General features: G+C 60.2%; 18 protein-coding genes and 1 pseudogene. 16 read left to right on the top strand and 3 right to left on the bottom strand.

From position 1 onward, the window contains the following. Positions 1–119: 119 nt before the first annotated feature. A complete protein-coding gene (locus AB5Y47_RS07230) occupies positions 120–1088 on the bottom strand; it encodes a hypothetical protein (RefSeq protein WP_368220065.1) in 969 nt (322 codons plus the stop codon). A gap of 332 nt (positions 1089–1420) precedes the next feature. Here AB5Y47_RS07230 and AB5Y47_RS07225 point away from each other — a divergent pair, with 332 nt between their 5' ends. The 9 genes and pseudogenes from AB5Y47_RS07225 (at position 1421) to AB5Y47_RS07185 (ending at position 9130) form a co-directional block, all read left to right on the top strand. Continuing rightward, entirely contained in the window at positions 1421–2071 is a 651-nt protein-coding gene (locus AB5Y47_RS07225) for a DedA family protein (RefSeq protein WP_010675180.1), read from the top strand. A gap of 245 nt (positions 2072–2316) precedes the next feature. After that, positions 2317–3612 (top strand): DEAD/DEAH box helicase, encoded by a 1296-nt coding sequence (locus AB5Y47_RS07220; RefSeq protein ID WP_010675179.1) that lies wholly within the window; start codon positions 2317–2319, stop codon positions 3610–3612. A 115-nt stretch (positions 3613–3727) separates the two neighbouring features. After that, the gene (locus AB5Y47_RS07215; RefSeq protein WP_010675178.1) at positions 3728–4363 is read left to right on the top strand and encodes a DUF2913 family protein; all 636 of its coding nucleotides are present in this window, start codon (positions 3728–3730) and stop codon (positions 4361–4363) included. Between the two features lie 253 nt (positions 4364–4616). Continuing rightward, entirely contained in the window at positions 4617–5657 is a 1041-nt protein-coding gene (locus tag AB5Y47_RS07210) for a M35 family metallo-endopeptidase (RefSeq protein WP_368220064.1), read from the top strand. Positions 5658–5701: 44 nt separating this feature from the next. Beyond that, on the top strand, positions 5702–6133 hold the full coding sequence (locus AB5Y47_RS07205; RefSeq protein ID WP_041213092.1) for a hypothetical protein: 432 nt from the start codon (positions 5702–5704) through the stop codon (positions 6131–6133). Between the two features lie 195 nt (positions 6134–6328). Continuing rightward, positions 6329–6554: pseudogene (locus AB5Y47_RS07200) on the top strand (nuclear transport factor 2 family protein); the annotation flags it as partial. 330 nt (positions 6555–6884) lie between these two features. Next, a complete protein-coding gene (locus AB5Y47_RS07195) occupies positions 6885–7658 on the top strand; it encodes an amino acid ABC transporter substrate-binding protein (protein WP_368220063.1) in 774 nt (257 codons plus the stop codon). Between the two features lie 57 nt (positions 7659–7715). Then, positions 7716–8372: an amino acid ABC transporter permease gene (locus AB5Y47_RS07190; protein WP_174217478.1), complete on the top strand. Its 657-nt coding sequence runs from the start codon at positions 7716–7718 to the stop codon at positions 8370–8372. Then, complete coding sequence (locus AB5Y47_RS07185) at positions 8369–9130, top strand: amino acid ABC transporter ATP-binding protein (protein WP_010675170.1); 762 nt, start codon at positions 8369–8371, stop codon at positions 9128–9130. Before AB5Y47_RS07190 ends, AB5Y47_RS07185 begins: the two co-directional genes overlap by 4 nt. A gap of 85 nt (positions 9131–9215) precedes the next feature. Here AB5Y47_RS07185 and AB5Y47_RS07180 read toward each other — a convergent pair whose 3' ends face one another. Together AB5Y47_RS07180 and gltB are read right to left on the bottom strand one after the other, a co-directional pair. Continuing rightward, positions 9216–10631 carry an FAD-dependent oxidoreductase gene (locus AB5Y47_RS07180; RefSeq protein ID WP_041214964.1) on the bottom strand — a complete coding sequence of 472 codons (1416 nt, stop codon included), beginning with the start codon at positions 10629–10631 and terminating at the stop codon, positions 9216–9218. Between the two features lie 12 nt (positions 10632–10643). Then, positions 10644–15101, bottom strand: a complete 4458-nt coding sequence (gltB, locus tag AB5Y47_RS07175; protein WP_010675168.1) for a glutamate synthase large subunit — start codon at positions 15099–15101, stop codon at positions 10644–10646. A gap of 613 nt (positions 15102–15714) precedes the next feature. Between gltB and AB5Y47_RS07170 the strand changes: the two genes are divergently transcribed. The 7 genes from AB5Y47_RS07170 to AB5Y47_RS07140 form a co-directional block, all read left to right on the top strand. Beyond that, positions 15715–16659, top strand: a complete 945-nt coding sequence (locus AB5Y47_RS07170; protein WP_010675167.1) for a TIGR01212 family radical SAM protein — start codon at positions 15715–15717, stop codon at positions 16657–16659. A gap of 371 nt (positions 16660–17030) precedes the next feature. Beyond that, positions 17031–19175 carry a type I secretion system permease/ATPase gene (locus tag AB5Y47_RS07165; RefSeq protein ID WP_039040368.1) on the top strand — a complete coding sequence of 715 codons (2145 nt, stop codon included), beginning with the start codon at positions 17031–17033 and terminating at the stop codon, positions 19173–19175. Then, entirely contained in the window at positions 19168–20583 is a 1416-nt protein-coding gene (locus tag AB5Y47_RS07160; protein ID WP_010675165.1) for an HlyD family type I secretion periplasmic adaptor subunit, read from the top strand. Before AB5Y47_RS07165 ends, AB5Y47_RS07160 begins: the two co-directional genes overlap by 8 nt. A gap of 35 nt (positions 20584–20618) precedes the next feature. Further along, on the top strand, positions 20619–21950 hold the full coding sequence (locus tag AB5Y47_RS07155) for a TolC family outer membrane protein (protein ID WP_010675164.1): 1332 nt from the start codon (positions 20619–20621) through the stop codon (positions 21948–21950). A gap of 99 nt (positions 21951–22049) precedes the next feature. Beyond that, positions 22050–22808, top strand: coding sequence for a transglutaminase-like cysteine peptidase (locus AB5Y47_RS07150; protein WP_368220062.1), 759 nt, complete (start codon positions 22050–22052; stop codon positions 22806–22808). Between the two features lie 3 nt (positions 22809–22811). Next, positions 22812–24737 carry an EAL domain-containing protein gene (locus tag AB5Y47_RS07145; RefSeq protein WP_290436266.1) on the top strand — a complete coding sequence of 642 codons (1926 nt, stop codon included), beginning with the start codon at positions 22812–22814 and terminating at the stop codon, positions 24735–24737. A 267-nt stretch (positions 24738–25004) separates the two neighbouring features. Beyond that, positions 25005–26425, top strand: a 1421-nt coding sequence (locus AB5Y47_RS07140; protein ID WP_324036716.1) for a retention module-containing protein, incomplete at its 3' end; no start/stop codon positions are given.

Here is a 26425-nt window from a genome sequence, read left to right as displayed (position 1 = left end):
GGAACGAAGAACAATCTTTATCAACTGGGCGGTACATCACGCAATTTTGGCTCCAGAGGGGCATCCGCCATGGCGTACAGGCAGAGAAGGCCAATGGCGGGAGAGAGATTGAATGGAGACTAGAAACTCATCGCCAGTCCGATGGAGTAGCCGCTGGTACTGTTGCTGAACATATAGCGGGCCACCAGCCGGGTGCGGGTGATGAAGATGTCGTACTTGCTGCTGTCGAGTTCGAGGCCAAGTCCCAGGGAGTTGAGGCTGTTGAAACCGAGCAGCCCTCGTTGCTCTCCCAGGTACTCGGTTCTGGCGCCCTCCAGCACGTAGCGAAGGGGCCTGTCCAGCAGGGTCCAGTGCCACAGGGGGGCGCGGCGGCGCAGGTAAAGCCCGAGGTTTTCCGCATCGGCCTGACCGCTGACGCTCTCGGCGGTGCCGGTGAAGCTTTGCAGATGCTGGTAGGAGTAGCGCAGCTCGGCATCGATGTCCTGGGCGGCGGAGAAGAGTTCATAGTCCAGCATCAATGAGCCGCCGAGGCCATAGACATTGAGGGTGCCGCCGTCGAGGAAGTCCAGATTCTTGTCGCTCCTGTGCTTGAGCAGGGCGGCCCCGATGCGAAGGTCGCTGGCCACCGTGCCCAGGGTGACATTGGCGATGGGCCGCAGCACCAGATTGCCACCAAAGCGATCCCGGTGGACGCCGACATCCCAGCCGATGCCGCCGGTGGCGCTCAGGCTGTTCCATTTGGTGGGAATGGTGCGGGTCTCATTGCCATCGGTGAACACGAACTGGGGATCGTAGCGGCTGTAGCCCAGGGTGCCCTCCAGATAGAGGGGAACATCCTCGCTCAGGGTGGCGCCACCCCCGAGCTGGGTGATGGTGAGGGCGGAGGTGTCGTTGGTGCCGCTGCCGATATTCAGGTTGCTGGCGGTGATATCCGGCACCACGGCGTAGCTCATCAGGGAGACGACGGCGTTGGCGCGCTGTTGAACCAGGCTCTCGTCGCTGGCACGGGCCTTTGTCACAAGACCGGCAGAGACGCCGGCAATAACCGCCAGCAAGGAAAGTGTGTGAGAAGAGAGCTGTCTTGCCATACCTGGCTCCATGAGTACCCCGTCCATCGGGGCATGTTCACACTGTAACGGGTTTCATCTGGCTTGGCAGCCTGGCAAGGGCCGACCCGTCCTGTTTTGCGGCGTGCGCATTGGCCTGATGGGCCAAGCTGCCCTTGCTTTGGCGGGGGCAGGGGGCCGCGAGAAGGGCGAACCGCTGGACAGAAATCACAGACATTAATTTATTGTTCAGTTCCCCGGGTGTATAAGAGGCCTCCCATACGAACATTGGGGTGGTAGCAGGGATGGATTACCAGACGGGGCCTTCGGGTCATCATGACGAATGCGCATTACGTTGATGGGAGTCACACCAGATGCAGGACATGCTGCTTGCCATATGGCATCAGGATTTTGATCAGCTTATACAAATGCAGGCAATCGGTCTGCTCGTCACCTGTCTGGTGGTGATCCTCTTCCTTGAATCGAGCTTCGTCTTTCTGCCCCTGCCCGGTGACAGCCTGGTGCTGCTGGCGGGCGGTCTGGTGGGCATGGGGGTGCTGGGGCCCGAGGTGACCTTGCTCTATCTGCCGCTCGCGGCCGGGATAGGGAGCGTGCTCGCCTACTGGCAGGGGCAGGCACTGCATGGCACCCGTTTCATGGGCCATGTGGAGCGAATGATCCCGGAAGGGAGCCTGCCCAGGGCCTCCCGACTGCTGGATCGTTACGGTTTCTGGGCCATGTTCGTGTCCCGTTTCATCCCCTTCGTGAGAGTGTTGACCCCCATGTTGATGGGAGTCTCCCGCCTGCACCTGCTGCGGGTGGCCGTGGCGAGTTTTGCCAGCGCCTTCCTCTGGTCCCTGGTATTGAGCATGGTGGGCAAGATGGTGATGGCGACCCCGGTCTTTGCCCATCATCAGGAGCTGCTGACCAAGTGCCTGCTTGTCACCTCTTTCGGGTTGTTCGTCATCGCGGTGGCGGCCATCGGCATGCGGCTGCTCAAGCGTCCGAGCAAGCGGGTGCGCTGATCTCACTGCCCGGGCTGCGCCTGCTGCCGCGTCTGGCGGGCGCAGCTCCCGGAAAAATACAGGCCATTTGAGGCGGCATTCCTGTCGCCTATCTGTTACACTTCGCGCCCGCCATTTTCCGGCTCATCTTCTGATCTGATGTCAGACCCAGCCGTCCTTGGCTCCACGCCTCGCCGATGCCAGGCCACACGCCGGCCCAGGCCACCCACGCCAACTACAGCTCCGCTGGAACACAGGAACCCAACATGAGATTTGAATCGTTCGATTTTGCCCCCGAGATTTTGCGCGCCATCTCAGATTGCGGTTATCAGGAGATGACCCCTGTGCAGAGCCAGGCCATCCCGGCCATTCGCCGTGGCCGCGATGTGCTGGCCAGTGCCCAGACCGGTACCGGCAAGACAGCCGCCTTTGCGTTGCCCATCCTGCAACGCCTGGTAGACAACCCGGCGCCGGTGCAGCCTTCCAATGCCCGCGTGCTGATCCTGACCCCGACCCGCGAGCTGGCGGCCCAGGTGGCGAGCAATATCAACGATTTCGCCAAGTATCTTGATATCACTACCCTCACCATCGTGGGTGGCGGCAAACAGGATGTGCAGGCCAAGAAGCTCAAAGCGGGCGCACACATCATAGTGGCCACCCCTGGCCGTCTGCTCGAGCACCTCACCGCCTGCAACCTGAGCCTCTCCGGGGTCGAGACCCTGGTGCTGGACGAGGCGGATCGCATCCTCGACATGGGCTTTAGCGCCGATGTGCAGCAGATCCTGCAGGCGGTCAACAAGACCCGCCAGAACCTGCTCTTCTCCGCCACCTTCTCCGAGGCGGTGAAAAAGCTGGCCAACCTCATGCTGGACAAACCCCAGGTGGTGGCCGTCGACAAGCAGAACTCCACTGCCGACACCGTGAGCCACACCGTTTATCCGGTGGAACAGAAGCGCAAGCGCGAGCTGCTCTCCGAGCTTATCGGCAAGCAGAACTGGCAGCAGGTGCTGGTGTTTGCCAGCACCCGCGAGAGCTGCGATGAACTGGTGGAGGAGCTCAACCTCGACGGCATCAAGTCTGCCGTGGTGCACGGTGACAAGGCCCAGGGGAGCCGTCGCCGCGCCTTGCGTGAATTCACCGAAGGCAAGCTGCGGGTGCTGGTGGCCACCGAGGTGGCCGCCCGCGGCCTGGACATTCCGAGCCTGGAATACGTGGTCAACTATGATCTGCCGTTCCTCGCGGAAGATTACGTGCACCGTATCGGCCGAACCGGTCGCGCTGGCAAGAGCGGCATGGCCATCTCCTTCGTCAGTCGCGAGGAGGAGCGCACCCTGCTGGAGATCGAAGCCCTCATCGGCCAGAAGATCCGCCGCATCATGGTGCCGGGTTACGAGGTGAGCAGCCGTGACGACCTCATCAAGCAGTTGCAGGAGCGCCGCCGCTTCGGCAAACGCCCGCAGCGTGAAGACAATGCCGCCGCCCAGGCCATGGCCGAGGCGAAACTGCAAGGTCAGCGCCTCAAGCGTCTGGCGGCGGCCAAGAAGCCCCGTCAGCCGAAATAAGGCAACGTCGCACCCTCCCGGTCGGGGAGGGGCGTTTACTTTCCAAAGGCGCCACTGGCGCCTTTGTGCTGTCGATGACGCGGCCCCTTGGCCGCCCCGTTTCAGAGGATCCGAGATGACCCTTCCTGCTTACAATCAGGCCCTGCTCGAGATGGCCCGCCAGAGCCTGGCGGAGCTGGAGCGCACCGCCGCCCAGAAAATGAGCAAGCGCACCCCCGCCCAGGAGAGCCACTTTCTCTGTACCTGGATGGCGGATTCTCTCAAGGAGAAACGCTTCTCCCGGCTGGTGATGGAGGATCTCAAGACCTGGGTGCAACTGGGGCGGACGCTGGGGGCGGGGGCCGATCTCAAGGGGCTGCTTGAGCGGGTGCAGCGCCAGTATGAGCGTGCCATGCATGAGCCGGTACAGCTGGGGGCGCGCCTGGCCGATCTGCTTTTGGCGCTGGAGGGGGCGGGCTGGCTGGTGTTCACCGACAGCGAACTGAACACCCGGCAGCGGCTGCTGAGCCAGGGGCAATCCAGCCTGATCATCTCGGCCAGCGAGTATCAGGGCCATATCGAGGGGGGTGAGCTGGTCAAGCCCCTCACCCTCTATGTGCGCGGGGACGAGCAGGTACTGGCCGAGGCGGCATTTGCCCGGGGCCTGCTGCTGAGCCAGGGCAACAAGAAAACCACCCTGGTCAAGCACCACAAGGCCTATCGGCTGATGCCGGGCAACGCGCAGCCGGCCCTGGCGCTGCTGTCCTCCTGATCCCGCCTTCTCATCCCGTCACCCGGCCCTGCGCCGGGTTTTTTTATGGCAAATGCACCCCACGGGGTTGCCTGCACGCTCGGGCCGGGCGGGCAATCTTTGTCGTAGCCAAGGGACTCCCCCTCTGATGGGGGGCGTCCCCCATATGGAGGGATGGTGGGGTGGTGCTTCTGCTCTAGGGTGGATGGGCCCCAAAGAGGGCCTTAAAGGAAGCAGACCGCCTGACAAGGCGACACTCAATGAATGAGGAAACATGATGAAAGCGACTCCAATTGCCCTGTTGCTGGCCGGCGTGCTGGCGTCCCCGCTCTGCGCCGCCGGACTCGATGCCCGGCTCACCCTGGTGGAGGGCAGCACAGACGATGTGCGCGTCAACCTGACCCTGACCAACACCGGGGAGAAGCCGGTTCGTCTGCTCAAATGGCAACTGCCAGGCAGCGAGGATGCTCCCCTGTTCCAGGTGGAGCGTGACGGCCAGCCGGTGGATTATGAAGGGGCCCTGATCAAGCGGGCCGCACCGAGTGACAAGGACTACCAACTGCTCAAGGCAGGCCAGAGCCTGACAGTGCAGGCGGAGGTCTCCGGTCTCTACGACATGAGTGCCCAGGGCCAGTACAGCATCCGTTACCTGCTGCCGACCTTGGCGCAGGAGGGGAAAGCGGCCAAGGCCAAACAGGCCCAGGCGAGCGAGTCCAATGCCGTGACCCTCTGGGTGGACGGGGTGAGCGACGATCGGGTGCTGGCCAAGGCGGCGGTGGCCGAGCCCCAGGCGGTGAGCGCCTCGGTCAGCTTCAGCGGCCGTTGCACCAACACCCAGAAGAGCGACATCCTGGCGGCGCTCGATGCTGCGAGTGGCATCGCCAACAACTCCAGCAGCTACCTCGCGGTGGACAAGCCGAATGGACAGCGCTACCGCAGCTGGTTTGGCGCCTATGACGCCACCCGCTGGAACCAGGCCGAGACCAACTTCAGCAAGATCAAGGATGCCATCGACAACAAGCCGCTCACCTTCGACTGCGGTTGCAAGCAGAGCTACTTTGCCTATGTCTATCCGGACCAGCCCTACAAGGTCTATCTGTGCAAGAGCTTCTGGACAGCGCCGGTCACCGGGACCGATTCCCGCGCCGGCACCATTGTCCACGAGCTGAGCCACTTCAACGTGGTGGCGGGCACCGACGATCTGGGATACGGTCAGGCCAATGCGCGCAATCTGGCGAGCACGGATCCCCAGAAGGCCCTGAACAATGCCGACAACCATGAATATTTCGCCGAGAATACCCCGAGCGAAAATTGAGTTGCAAACAGGGGCCGAATGGCCCCTTTTTTGACGGAGGCACCATGATGACACTCTTGCTCACCACCTTGGCACTGGCGCCCTTGCAGTGCGAGCTGTCGGTCAGCGCAGAGAGCGGGGTGAACGAACCCCTGCCCCTGGTGATGACCCTGACCAACCGGGGGGAGACGCCCCTCGAGGTATTGACCTGGTTCACCCCCTTCGAGGGGTGGTTTGCCGATGCCATCGACCTGACCCGCGATGGGCAGCCGCTGGACTATCGAGGGCCGCTTGCCAAGCGAGGTACCCCCGGGGACGGCGACTTCCTGCACCTGGGGGCGGGGGAGCAGAGCCAGGCCGATGCGGACCTGGCGCAGGCCTACGATCTGTCCCAACCGGGCCGCTACCGGCTCAGCTATCGTGCCCAGCCCCTGACGCTGACCAAGGGCGTGGCGCCCAGCTGCCCCGCCATCGACTTTACCCGGGTGGCCCCCTAGGCGATCTGCTGCTTGCCCTTGGTATCCAGCAGCCCGACGGCGCGGGGGGCCACCGCCAGACCGCGTGACGATTGGCTTTCCCGCCAGCAGCAGTGCACCAGCGTGGTCACATGGTCATCCAGGGTATCGTCTTTATCCGGATGGCACAGGCGGGGCAGGATCCGGCGTTTGCGACCTCGCTGGTACCGGTGGGTAAGTGGGGGGCGGAGCGAGGGGCGGGTCAACTTCGTCGAGATCCATCGGCGCTACCCGGCGACCGGGCCTTGGAATGTCGACATCGTCCGCCTGCTGGAGCAGGGCGGGAGGTGGTGACCGAAGGGGTGATCACCGACGGTGACGTCAAGGCGCGCGCCATCCCGCCATTACCTTCCACGTGGTGCGTGGCAATCCCATTTGTCATCAGACTGAATTTTGGCCCGATTGATACGTTATGTCGTGATTGGGCAACTGCCATCCCGCGGGAGCTGCAACCCGCCTGATATGGTTTCCGCTGGCTGAGTGCCGCCAGCGGGGCAATTCCTCGGCCAGTCCGGCCATTATTTATTCGTTATCCATTATTTCGCTAAATATCCTCGTATTTCATGGTTGGGTCATGCCATGAGCCACGTTATGTTTCATCCATACCGCCAGCAAGCACTATGAAGGTTATCTCTGCCGATAATTAATTTAAATTAAACATGATAACTGGCTGGTTTTATTTTGTGGTGGTTGGCAAACGCTCTGGATGTTCATAAATATAACGAGGTGAATAATGAAAAAACGGCACTCCCTGTTTTTAATGGCGGCACTTCCGCTGGCACTCATGACATCGGTACAGGCACAGTCAAGCCTGGCCGAGATCCAGCGGGCCGGAGTGATCAAGATCGGCACCGAAGGGACCTATCCTCCCTTCACCTACCACGACAAGAGCGGCAAGCTGGTGGGCTTTGACGTGGAGATCGGCGAGCTGATTGCAAGCGGTCTGGGCGTGAAGCCGCAGTTCGTCGAGGGCAAGTGGGACGGGCTCATCGCCGGGGTGGACGCCAAGCGCTACGACCTGGTGCTCAACGAAGTGGCCATCACCCCTGAACGGCTGAAAAAATATGATTTTTCAGACCCCTACATCACCTCCAAGGCGGTGATTGTGGTGCACAGCGACAACCAAAGCATCAAGAGTTTTGCCGATCTGAAGGGCAAGAAATCCTCCCAGTCCCTGACCAGCAACTTCGCCCAGCTGGCGACAGCATCGGGCGCCGAGGTGGTGGCCACTGAGGGATTCAACCAGTCACTTGAACTGGTGCTGACCGGGCGGGTGGATGCCACCATCAACGACAGCCTCTCTTTCCTCGACTTCAAGAAACAGAAGCCGGACGCCAAATTGAAGGTGGCGGCCAGCGAGGCCAAGGGGGATCAATCTGCCGCCCTGCTCGCCAAGGGGCAACCCGAGTTGCTGGCTGCCATCAATCAGGCGCTGCGCAATGCCAAGCAGGATGGGGCATATCAGAAAATATCGCAGAAATATTTCGGCACCGACGTCTCGCAATAATATCGCGGCAACATAATAACAACTGAGGATATTAACGTGCCGGCCTGGTTGCAGTTAATGATCGACTCTTTTTGGCCCCTGCTCAGTGCGGGGCTTATTTTTACCGTGCCACTCACTCTGATTACCTTCGTGCTGGGAATCGTGCTCGGCTTGTCGGTGGCGCTGGCCAGATTATATGGTCCGGCCCCGCTGGTGATGCTGGTCCGCTTCTATGTCTGGCTTATTCGGGGCACGCCGCTGCTGGTGCAGCTGTTTCTGATCTTTTACGGTCTGCCGAGCGCCGGCATCGTGCTGGACGCCTTCACCGCCGCCGTCATCGGTTTCACCCTCAACATCGGTGCCTACAGCTCGGAGATCATTCGTGCCACCCTGGCGGCCATCCCCAAGGGGCAGTGGGAGGCAGCCTACTCCATCGGCATGAACTGGCCCCAGGTCATGTGGCGGGTGATCCTGCCGCAGGCGGCGCGCATCGCGGTGCCACCGCTCTCCAACACCTTCATTTCCCTGGTCAAAGACACGTCGCTGGCGGCGGCGGTGACCGTGCCCGAGCTGTTTCAGGCGGCCCAGCGCCTCGCCTCCGTCACCTATGAGCCGCTCATCCTCTATATCGAGACGGCCCTCATCTACCTGATGTTCAGCTCGGTGCTCTCCACCCTGCAAGACAGGCTGGAGCAGCGACTGGCTCACAAAGAGACCCGGGAGGTTGCCCTATGATCCGCTTGAGTGGCATCGAGAAACAGTTTGCGGGGCAGCGCGTGTTGAAAGGGGTGGGGCTGGCGATGGCCGCGGGCAGCGTCACCGCCCTGATCGGTCCCTCCGGCAGCGGCAAGAGTACCTTGCTGCGCTGCGTGAACCTGCTGGAGCGACCCGATGCAGGCCAGCTGGTGCTGGGGGGCAGCGAGCTCGACTTTACCCGGCATCTGTCACGGCAAAGCGTGCTGGCCCTGCGCCAGCAGACCGGTATGGTGTTCCAGAATTTTCAGCTGTTCCCGCACATGACGGTGCTGGAGAACGTGATGGAAGGGTTGGTGACCGTGTTGAAGTGGCCCAGGGAGAGGGCAGTGGCGCGCGCCCTGCAACTGCTCGACAAGGTGGGGCTCAGGCACAAGGCCGAGGCGGTGCCTGCCACCCTCTCCGGCGGTCAGCAGCAGCGGGTCGCCATTGCCCGGGCGCTGGCGCCATCCCCCAAGGTGCTGCTCTGTGACGAGCCCACCTCGGCACTGGATCCCGAGCTTGCCCAGGAGGTGGTGGCCGTGCTGCGCCAGCTGGCCAGTGAGGGGACCACCATGCTGATCGCCACCCATGACTTGCGCCTGGCGGCCCAGATTGCGCAGCAGGTGATCTTCCTGGAGGCCGGGGAGGTGGTGGAGGCGGGCAGTGCGCGCCAGATGTTCACCACCCCCAAGCGGGCGCGTACCTTCGAATACATCTCCACCCTCACCGAACGGCTGCCGGAGAGCTGGAGCATCTAGCCGGTTCTGGCGGATTGAGAGCGAGATAAAAAACAGCCCCGCACGAGCGGGGCTGTTTGCATGGCTGCTTGGTTATGGCGGCAGATCACACGGCCAGGTAGTCCATGATCCCTTCGGCCGCCTTGCGACCCTCATAAATGGCGGTCACCACCAGATCCGAGCCGCGCACCGCGTCACCACCGGCGAACACCTTGGGGTTGCTGGTCTGGAAGGCGTACTCGGCCTTCTCGGGCGCCTTGATGCGATCCCGGCCGTCGAGCTCGACGCCGTGCTCTGCCATCCAGGGCTGGGGGTTGGGCTGGAAGCCGAACGCCATCACCACCGCATCGGCGGGCAGCACCTGCTCGGAGCCTTCAATGACCACAGGATTGCGGCGGCCATTGGCATCGGGGGCGCCGAGCTCGGTGCTCACCACCTTGATGCCGCAGGTGCGGCCGTGGGCGTCCAGCTCCACGCCGATGGGCTGGAGGTTGAACATGAATTCCACCCCTTCCTCCTGGGCGTTTTTCACCTCCCGCTTGGAGCCTGGCATGTTCTCGGCATCCCGGCGGTAGGCACAGATCACCCGATCGGCCCCCTGGCGGATGGCGGTGCGCACGCAGTCCATGGCGGTGTCGCCGCCCCCCAGCACCACTACCTGCTTGCCGGCGAAGTCGATGTAATCGGCTTGCGCCTTCTCAAAGCCCAGCAGCCGGTTGGCGTTGGAGATGAGGTAGGGCAGGGCGTCGTAGACCCCCGGCGCCTCTTCGTTGGCAAAGCCGCCCTTCATGTACTTGTAGGTGCCGACCCCGAGGAAGACCGCATCGAACTCGCCGAGCAGATCGGCGAAGGTGACGTCACGGCCCACTTCGGTCTCGAGACGAAACTCCACTCCCATCCCCTCGAAGATCTCGCGGCGGCGCTGCATCACCTCTTTCTCCAGCTTGAAGGAGGGGATACCGAAGGTGAGCAGACCACCTATCTCCGGGTACTTGTCGAACACCACAGGGGTGACGCCATTGCGTGCCAGCACGTCGGCACAGGCAAGGCCCGCTGGGCCCGCGCCAATGACGGCGACCCGCTTGTCGGTCTTGACCACCTTGGAGAGATCCGGGCGCCAGCCCATCTCGAACGCCTTGTCGGTGATGTATTTTTCGATGTTGCCGATGGTCACGGCGCCGAATCTGTCGTTGAGGGTGCAGGCACCCTCACACAGTCTGTCTTGCGGGCAAACGCGGCCACATACCTCCGGCAGGCTGTTGGTCTGGTGGGAGAGCTCCACCGCCTCCAGAATGCGTCCCTCGTTGGCCAGCTTCAGCCAGTTGGGGATGTAGTTGTGTACCGGGCACTTCCACTCGCAATAGGGGTTGCCGCAGTCGAGGCAGCGATCCGCCTGCATGCCGACCTGGGCCTGGTTGAAGGGCTCGTAGATCTCCACGAACTGGATCTTGCGGATCTTGAGCGGCTTCTTGGGCGGGTCGACCCGCTGGACATCGATAAACTGGAATACGTTCTGGCTCATAGGGTTCCCTCCTTATTGCGCCTGGATTCTGAGTTCTGCACTGGAACGGCTGGTGTGGCCAAGCAGCGATTTGACGTCGCTGGACTTGGGTTTGATCAGCCTGAACTTGGGCACATAGGAGTCGAAGTTGGCCAGGATCTCCTCGGCACGCGAGCTGCCTGTCTCGTTGAGGTGCGCCGTGATGATACCGCGCAGGTGCTCCTGGTGGATGGCCAGATCCGCCACCTCCAGCAGTTCGACCAGCTCGGGGTTGGTGCGCTTGGCAAAGTTGCCGCACTCGTCGAGCACGTAGGCGAAACCGCCTGTCATGCCCGCCGCGAAGTTGACACCGGTCTTGCCGAGCACGGTGACGATGCCGCCTGTCATGTATTCACAGCCGTTGTCGCCAATCCCCTCGACCACCGCCAAGGCCCCTGAGTTGCGCACCGCGAACCGCTCGCCGGCGGTCCCTGCGGCATAGAGCTTGCCGCCGGTGGCGCCATAGAGGCAGGTGTTGCCGATGATGGCCGCCTCGTGGGATTTGAACGCCACGCCGACGTGGGGTTTGATCACCAGCTTGCCGCCGGTCATCCCCTTGCCCACGTAGTCGTTGGCATCCCCGGTGAGGATCATCTCAAGGCCACCGGCGTTCCAGACGCCGAAGCTCTGGCCGGCGGTGCCGTTGAAGTGCACCTTGACCGGATCGGCCGCCATGCCCTGGTTGCCGTGGCGTTTGACGATTTCGCCGGACAGACGCGCACCCACGGAGCGGTCGGTGTTGCGGATGTCGTAGCGGAACTCGCCGCCACTCATGTTTTCCACCGCATCCAGCAGGTCTTCCACCATCTTGAGGTTCAAGGGCCCCTTGTCGAAGGTGGGGTTGTGCTGCTGGCTGAACAGACTGGAGCCTGCCGGTGCAACCGGGGCCGCCAGGATGCCGGACAAGTCCAGCTTGGCCTGACGGGCGGTGAGGCCGGGCAGGGCTTCCAGCAGGTCGGTACGACCGATGAGGTCGGTGAGCTGGGTGACGCCCAGCTCGGCCATCAGCTCGCGCGTCTCCTCGGCGATGAACTTGAAGTAGTTCATCACCATCTCCGGCAGGCCGGTGAAGTGTTCGCGGCGCAGCTTCTCATCCTGGGTGGCGACGCCGGTGGCGCAGTTGTTCAGGTGGCAGATACGCAGGTATTTGCAACCGAGCGCCACCATGGGGCCGGTACCGAAGCCAAAGCTCTCAGCGCCGAGGATGGCCGCCTTGATGATGTCGAGACCGGTCTTGAGGCCGCCATCCACCTGCAGGCGCACCTTGTGGCGCAGGCCATTGGCCACCAGCGCCTGCTGGGTTTCGGCCAGGCCCAGCTCCCAGGGGGAGCCGGCGTATTTGACCGAGGTGAGCGGGCTTGCGCCGGTGCCGCCGTCGTAGCCAGAGACGGTGATGAAGTCCGCATAGGCCTTGGCCACGCCACAGGCGATGGTGCCGACGCCGGGCTCGGACACCAGTTTCACCGACACCAGGCAGTTCGGGTTGATCTGCTTGATGTCGAAGATGAGCTGGGCCAGATCCTCGATGGAGTAGATGTCGTGGTGCGGCGGCGGGGAGATAAGGGTCACGCCGGGCACGGAGTAGCGCAGCTGGGCGATTTGCGCGGTGACCTTGTCACCGGGCAGCTGGCCCCCTTCGCCGGGCTTGGCGCCCTGGGCGACTTTTATCTGCACCACGTCCGCGTTCATCAGGTAGTGCGGGGTGACGCCAAAGCGACCGGAAGCCACCTGTTTGATGCGAGAGTTCTTCTCGGTACCAAAACGCTTGGGATCTTCACCGCCTTCGCCGGAGTTGCTCTGACCGCCGAGGCGGTTCATGGCGATGGCCAGGGCCTCGTGGGCTTCAGGGCCGAGGGCGCCGATGGACATGGCCGCGGAGTCGAAGCGGGGGAACAGCCTGGCGGCTGGCTCCACCTGATCCAGCGCAACCGGGGTGGTGCCCTGTTTGAGCGACAGCAGATCCCGCAAGGTGGCGACCGGCCGCTCGTTCACGAGACGGGCATACTCTTTGTAATCGGCATAGTTGCCGGAGCGCACCGCCACTTGCAGGGTCTGCACCACGTCCGGGTTGTAGGTGTGGTACTCGCCACCGTGGACGAATTTCAGGAGGCCGCCCTGGGTCAGCGGCTTGCGGCCGAGCCAGGCCAGACGGGACAGATTGATCTGATCCTGCTGGATGTCGGCAAAGTCGGCACCCTGGATGCGGCTCGATACGCCGCGGAAGCAGAGTTCGACCACGGCCCTGGAGAGGCCGACGGCTTCGAACAGCTGGGAGCAGCGGTAGCTTGCCACCGTGCTGATGCCCATCTTGGACATCACCTTGTAGAGGCCCTTGTTGATGCCGTTGCGGTAGTTGAGCATGGCCTGGCGCAGGCTCATCTTGAGCACGCCCTCTTCTACCTGCTTGGCGAGGGTCTCGTAGGCGAGATAGGGGTAGATGGCGGTGGCGCCAAAGCCCAGCAGCACGGCGAAGTGGTGCGGGTCGCGCACGCTCGCGGTCTCCACCAGGATATTGGCGTCGCAGCGCAGGTTGTTGTCCACCAGGGTACGCTGCACCGCACCCACCGCCATGGCGGCCGGGATGGGCAGGGTATCCGGGCTGATGTCCCGGTCTGACAGTACCAGCAGCACGGCGCCGCTGCGGGCCGCTTCAGCTGCCTCGTGGCAGAGACGCTCAAGGGCAGCCTGCAGCCCCTCTTCGGGCAGGTAGTTGAGGCTCAGCACCGCATGGCGGTAGTGCTCCCCCTCCAGGGCCAGCAATTGATGGAAGTCGGAGTAGAGCAGGATCGGCGACTGGAACAGCACCCGGTGGGCGTGGCCGAAGGTCTCGTTGAACACGTTCTGTTCGCGGCCGATACAGGTGGCCAGGGACATGACGTGATTTTCCCGCAGGGGATCGATGGGCGGGTTGGTCACCTGGGCGAACATCTGGCGGAAGTAGTCGTACAGGGTTCGCTGGCTGGAGGAGAGCACCGCCATCGGGGTGTCATCCCCCATGGAGCCCACCGCCTCCTGGCCATTCTCGCCGAGCACGCGGATCACCTGATCCAGCTCTTCAAAGGAGTAGCCGAACAGCTTCTGGTAAGTCTTGAGCCGGTCATCCGGGAATTCCCGCGATCCCGTGCTGGCATCGTCCATCTGCTCGAAGGGCACCAGGCGCTTGCAGTGCTTGTCCATCCACTGCTTGTAGGTGTGACGGCTCTTGAGATCGTCATCAATTTCGAAGCTGGTCCAGATCTTGCCGTTGCTGGTATCGACCACGAACAGCTCCCCTGGGCCGACACGGCCCTTCTCCAGCACTTCGTCCGGGGTGTAGTCCCAGGTGCCCACTTCGGAGGCCAGCGTGATGAACTTGTCCTTGGTGATGACGTAACGTGCCGGACGCAGACCGTTTCTGTCGAGTGCGCAGGTGGCGTAGCGACCGTCGGTCATGACGATGCCGGCCGGGCCGTCCCAGGGCTCCATGTGCATGGAGTTGAAGTCGTAGAAGGCGCGCAGGTCGTCATCCATGTTCGGGTGCTTCTGCCACGCAGGCGGGATCAGCAGGCGCATGGCACGGAACAGGTCCATGCCGCCGGCCAGGAAGAGATCCAGCATGTTGTCGAGGCTGGAGGAGTCCGATCCCGTGGTGTTGACGAAGGGGGCGGCCTCTTGCAGATCCGGGATCAGCGGGGTGGCGAACTTGTAGCTGCGCGCCTTGGCCCACTGGCGGTTGCCGGCAATGGTGTTGATCTCGCCGTTGTGGGCGAGGTAGCGGAACGGCTGCGCCAGCGGCCAGCGCGGGCTGGTGTTGGTGGAGAAACGCTGGTGGAACACGCAGATGGCGGCCTGCATGCGGATGTCGGCCAGATCCAGATAGAAGCGCGGCAAATCCACCGGCATGCACAGTCCCTTGTAGACGGTGACCAGGTTGGAAAGGCTGACCACGTAGAAGTAGTCGTCGCTGATACGCTTCTCGATGCGGCGGCGCACGATATAGAGGCGGCGCTCGAGATCCTTGTCGACCCAGCCCGGGGGCGCGTTGACAAAGACCTGTTCAATGCTTGGCAGGGACGCCTTGGCGATGGAGCCGAGTACGTTGGTATCAATGGGCACCTTGCGCCAGCCGACCAGACTCAGGGTCTCTCTTTCCAGCTCCTCGTCGATGATGTCGCGAGTGGCCTGGGCCAGGATGGGATCGGGGTTGAGGAACAGCATGCCGACCGCGTAGTTGCGGCCCAGGTGCCATCCCTTCTCTTCGGCGACCGCTCTAAAGAAGCTGTCGGGTTTTTGCAGCAACAGGCCGCAGCCGTCGCCGGTCTTGCCATCGGCGGAGATACCGCCGCGGTGCTGCATGCGAGCCAAGGCTGACATCGCGAGACGGACAAGCTTGTGGCTGGCTTCCCCTTCCATGTGGGCCAACAGGCCGAAGCCACAGTTATCCCTCTCCAGCTTTGGATCATATAGTGACATTGCATTTCTCCCTTGCTCGGCCTTCCATCGCACTGTCATCAACAGACTGCATAAATTGCGATTGGCTCTTGTGGTTCCGTCCGCCTGAGGTGGCGAATCTCCAAACTAATGGGATTTTCGGGCAAGGTCAATTGGACATCCCGCTTGTTTGCAATGTTACATCGCCATAACAAAATGTGGGTTTTTGAGACTCAATCAGCATTTTTGTGTATTTATAACTGCTTTTTATTTATTTGTTGGATTTATATTCTGGTTATGGACGGTTTAGTGGTTGACTGCATGGTGGCGGGAAACTGTAGTAATTTTACAAAGTCATCTCTGGTGTGCTTGGCGGGGATCACATTTCAGGATCCTGCGTCTTGCATTTGTCCATAAGCAGACTAAACAGGATTTTTTCAGTAGTTACAGCCGGTTATGGGCGAGAGGTTATGACACTTTTCTCCAGGTTGCAGGAGTGACAGGTTGTCAAAAGTGACCGTGAATGCCGACTGTTGGGTATTTATCACATCTAACGTGAATATTTATATGATTTTTGGGTAGAGAGCGGGATTGATCCAGCGCAGCCTGCCCGCCGGGCTGCGTCGCTAGAATGACACCTCATTTCGGAGGTGTCATGCAGTTACACGAACTCATCAATACATTTGGCCAGGATCTCAAGCAGCGCCACGGCCAGAAGATCCACAAGCTCTCCATCCACGGGGCCTTTACCTGCCCCAACCGGGACGGCACCCTGGGCCGGGGTGGCTGCACTTTCTGCAATGTCTCCTCCTTTGCCGACGAGTCGGCCCAGCAACTCTCCGTGGTGCAGCAACTGCTGGCACGCCGGGACGAGGTGACCCGGGCCAGGCGTTATCTGGCCTACTTTCAGGCCTATACCAGTACTTATGCCGAAGTGGAGTACCTTCAGCGCATGTATGAAGAAGCCTTGTCGGTGAGCGACATGGTGGGGCTCTGCGTCGGAACTCGCCCTGATTGTGTACCCGATGCGGTGCTGGATCTGCTGGCAGGTTATCAGGCCAGAGGTTACGAGGTGTGGCTGGAGCTGGGGCTGCAGAGCGCCAACGACAAGACGTTGCAACGGATCAACCGCGGCCATGGCTATGGCGCCTATGAAGACGCGGTACGCCGGGCCCACGCAAGGGGCATCAAGGTCTGTGCCCATCTGATTGTCGGTTTGCCCGGCGAGGTGCCGATGGACAGTCTCGATACCCTGCATCGCATCGTGGCGACCGGGGTCGAGGGGATCAAGCTGCACCCGCTCCATGTGGTGGAAGGGAGCACCCTTGGCAAGGCGTGGCAGGCGGGGCGGCTGGAGGTGCTGTCGCTGGCGCAATATGTGGAGGCGGCGGTGGCCATGATCCAGCACACGCCCCCCGAGGTGGTCTATCACAGGGTCTCGGCGTCGGCGCGCCGCCCGACCCTGCTGGCCCCCACCTGGTGCGAGAATCGCTGGAGCGCCATGACCGCCATTGCCGCGGCGCTGGCACGCTCAGGCCCTCAGGGACACTGCCTGGGACGCCCTTTTTCTCTCCCTTCCACAGGCGAGTGCCAACTCTAATTTCGTCAAAAAAACAGTGGGTTATTAGATGAAATTCAGTCTTTGGAGTATAGTTTCGTTCAAGTCACCTTGATAAGATGGTTGGCTTGAAAAAAGATATAGTTATCAATAACTCTTTGCAGTTTGTATACCGGGCGGGCTTTCTTCGTACCGGGTGGCATATTTCTTGGCAACATCAGGTGCCCGGCATGTCCCCTCCGTTTCCGGCATGAAAATCTGTGAGGGAGGCGAGACATGCAGTGTCCCGGCTCTGTGCGCTAATCGGGTTGTGGGTCTGGGTGGCGAGGTCTGTTCTGTTTTTCCGGATCGCCGCCGGGCTTTTGGATATTCGGCCCCGAGACAACCTTCTGAATCATGTTTGATGGGATGCTATGCAAGCAGAAACCAGCCATATAGATGAACTGTTGGAGTGCCTGGTCTTTTTGACCCGCTTTTACGGGGTGCCCAACAGTCAGGATGCTCTCACCACCGGCTTGCCACTGGTCTCCGGGCGTCTCAGCACGGCGCTCTTCAGTCGTGCCGCCGAGCGGGGCGGTCTCTCTGCCCGCGAAGTGATCCAGCCCCTTGAACAGATCTCTTCCCTGCTGCTGCCCTGCGTCTTGCAGACGCGCAATGGCGGCGCCTGCATCTTGCTTGAATGGAATGAAGAACGGACCCAGGCGAGGGTCATCTTTCCCCAGGCCGGAGACGCGGCCCAATGGGTCAGTCTTGCCCAGCTTGGTGACGAGTACAATGGTCGTCTGTTCTACGTCAAGCGGCAGTTCAAGTTTGATGAGCGCTCGCCCAAAGTGCTGGAGACCCGTGATGGTCACTGGTTCTGGAGCACCTTGTTCGAGTCCCGTGGTATCTATCGGGATGTGCTGGTGGCCTCGATCCTCATCAACCTGTTTGCCATCGCCAGCCCCCTGTTCACCATGAACGTCTATGACAAGATTGTGCCCAACCTGGCATTCGACTCCCTCTGGGTGCTGGCGGTTGGAGCCATGGTGGTGTTCACCTTCGACTTCGTGATGCGCCAGCTGCGCAGCTACTTCATCGATATTGCAGGCAAGAAATCCGACGTGCTGTTGTCGGCCAAAATCTTTGCCAAGGTGATGGGCATGAAGATGGAGTCCAGGCCTGCGTCGACCGGTGCCTTTGCCAAGCACTTGCAGGAGTTTGAATCGGTGCGCGAGTTTTTCACGTCGGCCACCGTCTCCACCCTGATCGATCTGCCGTTTGCCATCTTCTTCCTCTTCATCATCTGGATTTTCGCCGGTGTCATGGTGGTGGTGCCCATCATCGCCATCCTGATCCTAGTGGCCTACAGCTTCTACATTCAGGCACCGCTGAAGCAATCCATCGAGGAGGGCTCCCGGCTCGCCTCCCAGAAGAACGCCAATCTGATCGAAAGCATCTCGGGCCTTGAGACCGTGAAGATTTTCGGGGCCGAGAGCATGTTCCAGCACCGCTGGGAGCAGGCGGTGTCCCACATCTCGACCTGGGGCGTGCAAACCCGGCGCATCACCAACTCCATGTCTTCTCTGGCGAGCTACATCCAGCAGGTGGTGACAGTGGGACTGGTGATCGTCGGTGTTTACCAGATCTCGGAAGGGTTGGTGACCATGGGGGGCATGATAGCGGCCGTGATGCTGTCGAGCCGGGCCATCGCCCCCATGGTGCAGCTGTCGGTGCTCTCCACCCGCTACAACCAGGCCAAGTCGGCGCTCGAGATCCTGGAGAAGATCATGATGACGCCGGGTGAGCAGGAGGAGGGCAGGCAGTACATCCACCATCCGGTCATCCAGGGGCGCATCGAGTTTGAAAATGTCTCCTTCAAGTATCCGGGCATGGAGAGCAGTACCCTGCACAACATCAACCTGCGCATCGAGCCGGGTGAGAAGGTGGCCATCATCGGGCGGATCGGTGCGGGTAAAACCACGCTGGAGAAATTGCTGATGGGCCTCTATCGCCCGACTGACGGCTTGGTGCGTCTGGACGGCTTTGAGCTGGACCAACTGCCGCCGACCATCATTCGCCGCAACATCGGCTGTGTGCCGCAAGATGTGACCCTCTTCTTTGGTTCCGTGCGGGACAACATCATGCTGGGTAATCCCCTGGTGGACGATGCCCGTGTCTTGCGCGCCGCCAAGCGGGCCGGGGTCACCAACTTTACCAACCGGGATCCCAACGGTCTCGACAGACAGATAGGTGAAGGGGGACGTCAGCTCTCCGGTGGCCAGCGTCAGTCCATCCTGCTGGCTCGCGCCTTGCTCAACGATCCCCCCATTCTGGTGATGGACGAGCCGACCTCCAACATGGACAACCAGTCAGAGATGCACGTGAAGCAGGAGCTGGCACGGCTCGGCCCCGAAACCACCCTTATCCTCATCACTCACAAGACCTCCATGCTGGATGTCGCTTCCCGGGTCATCGTCGTGGAGCAGGGGAAGATAGTGGCGGACGGTCCCAAAGAGGTGGTGTTGCAGCAATTGAAGGAAGGCAAGGTGCGGGTGCAGGAGACGGCGAATGGCTAACCACTGGTTCAAGAAAACGCCCTCAGATACGGTCTTGCCTGCACCCGAGCATCTCGAGTACGTGGATGACGGCGCCGCCGCCGTGCTGCTGACGACACCCACCCGTGCCAGAGTCCTGCTGTGGGCCTGCTTCCTGTTTTTTGTCAGCGCCATCGTCTGGGCCGCCTGGGCAGAGCTGGATGAAGTGACAGTCGGCCAGGGCAAGGTGATACCGTCGCGCCAGTTGCAGGTGATCCAGAACCTAGAAGGGGGGATCGTCAAGGAGATCTTCGTCAAGGAGGGGGACATCGTCGAGAAGGGACAGCCACTGCTGCGCATCGACGATACCCGCTTCAAGTCGGATTTTCGCGAACGGGAGCAGGAGCTGGTCACCCTCAAGGGGGATATCGCCCGCCTGCGCGCCGAAATTCGCAGCGTGGTGGTCAAGAACGAGCCCAATCTGGGCTGGCGTGAACAGGTAGCTATCGACAAACAGGCCATCGAGTTCCCCGAAGGGTACGAGAATGTGTTTGCCGAATATGCCGCCCGTGAAAGATCGGTGCAGGAGGCGCGGTTAAACAACCTCAAGAACCAGCTCTACATTCTGGGACAGCAGATCGAGCAGAAAGAGCAGGAGACCATAGAGCTCAATGCCAAGATCCGGACCGTGGGCCGCAGCGTTGATCTGGCTCGTCAGGAGCTGAACATCAGCCGTCCTCTCGCAAAAGAGGGTATAGTTCCTCAAGTGGAGCTAATTAAACTGGAGCGGCAGGTCAACGAAATGCAAGGGGAGCTGGAGGCGAACCGCCTGCTGGTGCCCAAGCTCAACTCGGTACTGCGGGAGACCATCTCGAAGCGAAATGATATCGCCCTGAAATTCCGGGCGGACTCCCAGACCGAGCTGAACGAACGTCAAGGCAAGTTGAGCCAGTTGTCGGAGGGTCAGGTCGGCCTCAGGGACAGAGTCGATCGTACCAGTGTGATCGCGCCTCTCAAGGGGACCATCAAGAAGCTCAAGATTAATACGCTGGGTGGGGTCGTTCAGCCGGGCATGGACCTGATGGAGATAGTGCCGCTGGAAGACACCCTGCTGGTTGAAGCCAAGGTGTCGCCCAAGGACATCGCGTTCCTCAGACCCGGACTGGAGGCCGTGGTCAAGATAACTGCCTATGATTTCACTATTTATGGAGGTTTACATGGCAAGGTTGAACAGATAAGTGCCGACTCAATCCAGGATGAGGAGGGCAATTCCTTCTATCTGGTGCGAGTACGAACCGAGAAGAGTTATCTGGGCGATGAGCTTAACGCACTTCCCATCATCCCCGGTATGTTAGCCAGTGCAGATATTATTACTGGTAAAAAAAGTGTCCTAGACTACTTGCTGAAACCCATCTTGAGGGCTAAGCAGTCGGCACTGAGAGAACGATAAGCCAACAATCTAAAAACAACATGACTGGAGATACCATGAAGAAGACGATTGTTGCCATGCTGGTTAGTGGCACCATACTGTTCCCGGGCCTGAGCCAGGCACAGACGCTGGAACAGTCAGTGGCGCAGTCACTGGCTACCCATCCGAAAATCAAGGAAGCTTTTGATCTCTATCAGGCACGACTGTATCAGCATGATGGAGCCAAGGGCGGCTATTACCCCACCATTGATCTGCGTGGTGGCGTCGGTTACGAGAAGACTGACAGTCCCTCGACCCGTGCCGCAGGTCCCAATTCACAGACGATCGATGACTCCATGACGCGCAAGGAGGCCGGGATCAGCCTTCGCCAGATGCTGTTTGACGGCTTTGATGTCAGCAGCAACGTGGCACGGACCGATGCCGCCGCCCAGGCCCAGCGCCTGGCGATGATCTCCGAGGCGGAGAACACGGCCCTGCGCGTGGCCGAGGTCTATCTCAACATGCTGCGTCAGCAGGAGATCCTGGAGCTGTCCAAGCAGAACCTTGAAACCCACGAGCAGATCCGCAGTGACATCCAGAAACGGACCGACTCCGGTCTTGGGTCGACCGCTGACCAGACCCAGATCGACGGTCGTGTGGCTCGGGCTTACTCCAATCAGGCGGCGGCGGAGAACAACTATCGGGATGCCGAGAGCGAGTTCATCCGTGTCGTCAATGAAGTGCCCAAGGATCTCGTTCAGCCAGTACCGAACACCCAACTCCTGCCCGCAACACTGGAAGATGCGCTGAAGACGGCAACAGAGGTTCACCCGACCCTGCTGTCATCCCTGCAGGACATCGAAGAGGCGAAGTACCAGCATGAAGGCTCCAAGTCAGGGTTCTACCCGAACGTAGCCTTTGAAGTGGATCAGAACTGGAACGAGGACATCGATGCGGTCAAAGGCCGTAACGACGATCTCACCGCCATGGTCCGGATGCGTTACAACCTGTTCCGCGGTGGGTCCGATCTGGCAGAAAGCAAGGCAACCTCTGCGCTCTATTCCCAGGCCAAAGACATTCACATGAATGCCTTCCGTCAGGTGGAAGAGGGGACCCGCCTCGCCTGGAACGCCAAAGAGTCGCTGGCCAAGCAAAAAGTCTTCCTCAAAGAGCACGTGGACGCCAGCTATGACACCGTACAGGCGTACAAGAAGCAATTCGGCCTGGGCCAACGGACCTTGCTGGACGTGCTGAACACGGAGAACGAACTGTTCGAGGCTCGCCGCAGCTACATCACGGCCGAGTACGACTCCCTGTTGGCGGATTATCGTATCCTCAATGCCACCGGTGGTCTGCTCAATGCCCTGAATGTGCAGCAACCGGCTGAATGGCAGGCCAACAACAACTGATGGCCCTGCCACTGATGTCATATCAGGCAAGGGGAATGGCTGCAGCGTGCTGCAGTCATTCTTTTATGCGTCCGGCGGTCAGGGGATGATGGCGGCGTCATGACACAGAAAGAAGTGGCATCGACAGGCTGGAGCCGACGTGATGTGTATCGAGCCCTCGCAGGTGCACGTGCGCCCTGGCGGGTTCGCCTGCTATGGCTGGCCCTGCTGGCGATCCCCCTGCTGCTCAGCGCCAGCCAGCCTCTCTCACCGGAGGATATGAAACTGGTCAAGCGCGCGGAGGAGACCTATGGCCCCAGGGCCGGCAAACGGATCACCAGCTGGCGCACTTTGGCAATGCAGAACAAGGCGGCGGGGCTGACGGATCGGCAGAAGCTGGAGAAGGTGAACCAGTTCTTCAACCAGATGCGTTTCATCGATGACATCAAGTTGTGGCACAAGAAGGATTATTGGGCGACACCGCTGGAATTTCTGGGCGCAGCGGGGGGAGATTGTGAAGACTTCAGCATTTCCAAGTATTTTACCTTGCTGGAACTTGGCATCCCTGATGAAAAAATGCGAATGGTATATGTCAAGGCATTGGATTATAACCAGTTTCATATGGTCGTTGCCTACTATGAGACGCCTGCGGCAGTACCCCTGATTCTGGACAATCTTGTCGGCTCAATTCGCCCGGCGACCCAACGGGCGGATTTGTTGCCAATTTACAGTTTTAACGGTAGTCACTTGTGGCTGATGAAAGCGCGTGGTCAAGGGGAACTGGCCGGGCAATCATCCCGCTTGGGATTATGGACGGACTTACGCAATCGCATGACATCGGGGCGATTGGCTCGGCCTGCGGTCAATTTGGATGATTAACCTATGACGCTCTACAGACAACTATTGGCAACCATGCTGCTGCTGTTCGGATTGCTGTTTGCCGCCACCTATTGGGTGCAATTCAATTCGACCCGCAACTACCTGGCGCAGCAGCAGGAGACCACCGTCATCAATACGTCCACCGCACTGGGTCTGGCGCTGACCCCCTATCTGGAGAACGGCGACAAGGTCAGTGCCGAATCCGTGATCAAGGCGGTGTTCGACGGGGGTTACTACAAGCTGGTCCGTCTCGATCTGCTGGCCTCCAAGGATGTCATCGAGCTGGAGAACAGCAGCCATATCGAAGGGGTCCCACAGTGGTTCATTGGGCTGGAGCTGTTCCCTGAAGTGGCCAATGAATCGATTTTGACGTCGGGTTGGCTGCAACTGGGCAAGCTGAAGGTCGTCGGCCACCCTGGACAAGCCTACTACGAGCTTTGGAAAGGAATGAGCGAACTGGCCACCTGGTTCCTGGTCGGCTTTCTCGTCACCACTCTCTTGCTGATGCGGGCGCTCAATTATCTGCTCAAACCGCTCAAGCTGATTTGCGATCAGGCGGTTGAAATCGAGCTGCACCATTTCGGCCACGCCATTCCCGAGCCCAAGACCCGCGAGCTGCGGCAAGTGGTACAGGCCATCAATACCCTTTCCAGCAAGCTTGCCGTGCAGTTCAAAGAGCAGGCCGACGAGGCCGAGAATCTGCGAGCCCGCGTCTATGTGGATGCCGTCTCCGGGCTTGGCAACCGCTCTTACTTCGTCGGGCAGGTCAATGCCTGGATTGCGGAGGCCGGGCAGGGCGGGGTCATGCTGGTGGCCGTCGACATGCTGGACGATCTCTATCGGGAAGAGGGCTTTGCTGCAAGGGACAACATGGTCAAATCCATTGCACAGGTGCTCAGGGAACTGCTGGATGGCTGGGATGGCGCGGCGCTGGCCCGGATCTCGGCGACGGAGTATGCCTTGCTCTGCCCCACCGATGATCTGTCTCAGCTCAAGGAGCTGGCGGAGCTCATCAACAGCCGTATCGCCGATCTGGTTGTCAATCCCATGGGAGAAAGCGGAGCGCTGTCCGTCGTCGGCATCGCTGGCCGTGATGGCAATGACGATCTCTCGGCCCTGCTGACGAAGGCGGATAACGCCCTTGGCAAAGCGCGCAATGAGCGGCGCGGTGCCGTCGTGATGGAAGGCGGCAATGAGCAGGGACTGATGGGACGCCTTGCCTGGCGAGACCTGGTGCAGGATGCCATTGCCAGACATCTCTGGCGCTTCAAGGCACAGCCTGCATGCCGCTTCGATGATGGTACCCGCCTGCATGCCGAGTTGTTCGCGGCCATCTCGCGAGATGGAACGGATTACTTCGCAGGGCAGTTCTTGCCTGCGATCGAGCAGTTCAAGATGGGGGCCGAGTTTGACAAGGCGGTGCTTGAAGCCTGCGTCCCCTTGTTCAAGCAGCAACCGGAATTGGTGTTGGCAGTCAATATCACGGCGGGTTCTCTCTGTTCGGATGAGTTCCTGACATGGCTCAGAGGCTATCTGTCGCTGAACGTGGAGCTGAAGGAGCGACTGCTGTTCGAGATCCCGGAAGTGGCCATCATGAAACACAAAGAGTATGTGACTCATCTGGTTGAGCTGTTGCGAGAGCACGGCTTCTTGTGGGGGGTCGATCACTATGGCCGGCACTTCCAGTCCCTCGGCTATCTGGAAGAGCTGACCCCCGCCTATGTCAAGGTAGACCACGGGTATACCAGCCAGGTCATGGAACCAGGCGCCGATACCTCCTTCCTGGCGGCTGTCTGTCGGGCTGCCCACAACGCGGGTGTCACGACCATCGCCACCCGGGTGGAAGATCAACGGCAGGTTGAATTGTTGTCCAGTTTGCATATCGATGGTTATCAGGGGTTCGTTCACCCTGCATTTCCACTGGCATAAGTGGTACAACTCGATAGAAAGGGGCCCATTAAGGGCCCTTTTTTATATCTGTTTAGAATATGTACATCATTTTTACGCGACAAACAGGTAATATCACTAAAACTCATGCTGTTACTTAATTGATTTTTATATGTAAAAAATATTCGTTCGATTCGCTGCATCGGATGAAGCCAAAGAGACTCAACCCTGTACATTTTTGCAACGGAAGCAGGACGGGGGCGTATCTAGAGTGTAGGCATCAAGATCTGTCACCCTGGAGCAATGGATATGCGCACCCAAATCATCGACAAAACCGTGGTCGTCTCTTCCGTAGAAGGCAACGTTCAGATCCTGCTTGCCGATGGCAGCAGTCGCCCTCTCCAGCCTGGCGAGATCCTGCAGCCTGGCGCCAGACTCAATATCGCTGATGATGCCAAATTGATGCTGGCTCCCTACGATGACAAACCTGCAGCGGACAATGGTGTCCCGGCAGGGGCAGAGATGCCTCCAGAGGGGCAACCTTCCTCATCGGTTGCCAATCATCAGCAAGGCTCGCCTGAAGTGTCGCCAGAAATTGCGGCGTTGCAACAATCCATCCTGCAAGGGGTTGACCCGACCAAGAACTTCGAAGCCTCTGCTGCCGGTGGGGCACCTGCCGCCGGTGGTGGTGGCGGTATCGGCGGAGTCGCTGGGGCCAGTGGCAATGGTGGTTTTGTTGTCATAGATCGCATCGGAGATGCGACCATAGCCGAGGCCGGATTCGATACCGGCTATGACACGTTGATCGATCAGAATGTGCTGCAGGAAGACGATCTTCTGCCCGAGAATCAGCTCGATGATCAGGATGAGTCTGTTGTCACCCAGGAAGATCAGGCCATCAGTGGCAATGTGCTCGACAACAGCAACAATCCGGATGGTCCCCTTGATTCGTCTGTCATTTCCTATAGCTGGGGCAACAATCAGGGAATTGCTGCTGGCGTTGAGAGCACGCTGGATGGGATTGGTACGCTGATCATCAATGCCGACGGCTCCTATACCTTTACCCCCGCGCTGAACTACACAGGCCCTGTACCTGCGGTCAATTACACCGTAACGGATGGGGATGATACCAACGACTCCACTATGACCATCACCATCACCCCTGTAGATGAGCCTGTCTCGCTGAATGGATTGCAGGTCGAGGGTGGTGAGCTTGTCCTTGATGAAGCCGCGTTGCCGGATGGCTCAGCCCCCGATGGCGCAGCCCTGACCAAGAGCAGTACCTTTACATTCAATGCGGCAGATGGAGTGCAAAGCCTGACGCTGGGAGGTGTGACGCTGATCAGCAATGGCCAGGTCTTGACCACCTTCCCCCAGGGGATCCCCAGTCCTTTGGGAAATCAACTGCTGGTGACCGGCGTCAGCTACAACCCGGTGACAGGGGTTGGCAGCGTGACCTACAGCTACACCCTGAACGATAACGAAACACATAACAAACCTGCAAATGATGGGGCTCTGACGGAGAGCTTCAACGTCGTGTTGACGGACCTTGATGGCGACACGACCAGTGCAGGGCTGGATGTCGTGGTGCTGGATGACGTGCCGACGGCGGTGAGCGACGTTAACCTGACGGCGGCGAGCGAGAACAACCTGGTCCTCAATGGCAACGTCATCACCAACGACGTGCAGGGGGCGGATGGCGCGGCAGTGACCGCGGGCACCCTGAGCGG

Source organism: Aeromonas sp. R7-2 (genome assembly GCF_040908105.1).
Taxonomy (GTDB): Bacteria; Pseudomonadota; Gammaproteobacteria; order Enterobacterales; family Aeromonadaceae; genus Aeromonas; species Aeromonas caviae.
This window is presented reverse-complemented; position numbering and strand designations above follow the sequence as displayed.

Excerpts from the sequence above, each read along its gene's own strand:
- AB5Y47_RS07185 (WP_010675170.1), top strand. The coding sequence starts at position 8,369 with ATGATCCGCTTGAGTGGCATCGAGAAACAGTTTGCGGGGCAGCGCGTG.
- AB5Y47_RS07150 (WP_368220062.1), top strand. The coding sequence starts at position 22,050 with ATGACACAGAAAGAAGTGGCATCGACAGGCTGGAGCCGACGTGATGTG.
- AB5Y47_RS07145 (WP_290436266.1), top strand. The coding sequence starts at position 22,812 with ATGACGCTCTACAGACAACTATTGGCAACCATGCTGCTGCTGTTCGGA.
- AB5Y47_RS07155 (WP_010675164.1), top strand. The coding sequence starts at position 20,619 with ATGAAGAAGACGATTGTTGCCATGCTGGTTAGTGGCACCATACTGTTC.
- AB5Y47_RS07180 (WP_041214964.1), bottom strand. The coding sequence starts at position 10,631 with ATGAGCCAGAACGTATTCCAGTTTATCGATGTCCAGCGGGTCGACCCG.
- AB5Y47_RS07195 (WP_368220063.1), top strand. The coding sequence starts at position 6,885 with ATGAAAAAACGGCACTCCCTGTTTTTAATGGCGGCACTTCCGCTGGCA.
- AB5Y47_RS07160 (WP_010675165.1), top strand. The coding sequence starts at position 19,168 with ATGGCTAACCACTGGTTCAAGAAAACGCCCTCAGATACGGTCTTGCCT.
- AB5Y47_RS07205 (WP_041213092.1), top strand. The coding sequence starts at position 5,702 with ATGATGACACTCTTGCTCACCACCTTGGCACTGGCGCCCTTGCAGTGC.
- AB5Y47_RS07230 (WP_368220065.1), bottom strand. The coding sequence starts at position 1,088 with ATGGCAAGACAGCTCTCTTCTCACACACTTTCCTTGCTGGCGGTTATT.
- gltB (WP_010675168.1), bottom strand. The coding sequence starts at position 15,101 with ATGTCACTATATGATCCAAAGCTGGAGAGGGATAACTGTGGCTTCGGC.
- AB5Y47_RS07215 (WP_010675178.1), top strand. The coding sequence starts at position 3,728 with ATGACCCTTCCTGCTTACAATCAGGCCCTGCTCGAGATGGCCCGCCAG.
- AB5Y47_RS07220 (WP_010675179.1), top strand. The coding sequence starts at position 2,317 with ATGAGATTTGAATCGTTCGATTTTGCCCCCGAGATTTTGCGCGCCATC.
- AB5Y47_RS07190 (WP_174217478.1), top strand. The coding sequence starts at position 7,716 with ATGATCGACTCTTTTTGGCCCCTGCTCAGTGCGGGGCTTATTTTTACC.
- AB5Y47_RS07165 (WP_039040368.1), top strand. The coding sequence starts at position 17,031 with ATGCAAGCAGAAACCAGCCATATAGATGAACTGTTGGAGTGCCTGGTC.
- AB5Y47_RS07210 (WP_368220064.1), top strand. The coding sequence starts at position 4,617 with ATGATGAAAGCGACTCCAATTGCCCTGTTGCTGGCCGGCGTGCTGGCG.
- AB5Y47_RS07225 (WP_010675180.1), top strand. The coding sequence starts at position 1,421 with ATGCAGGACATGCTGCTTGCCATATGGCATCAGGATTTTGATCAGCTT.
- AB5Y47_RS07170 (WP_010675167.1), top strand. The coding sequence starts at position 15,715 with ATGCAGTTACACGAACTCATCAATACATTTGGCCAGGATCTCAAGCAG.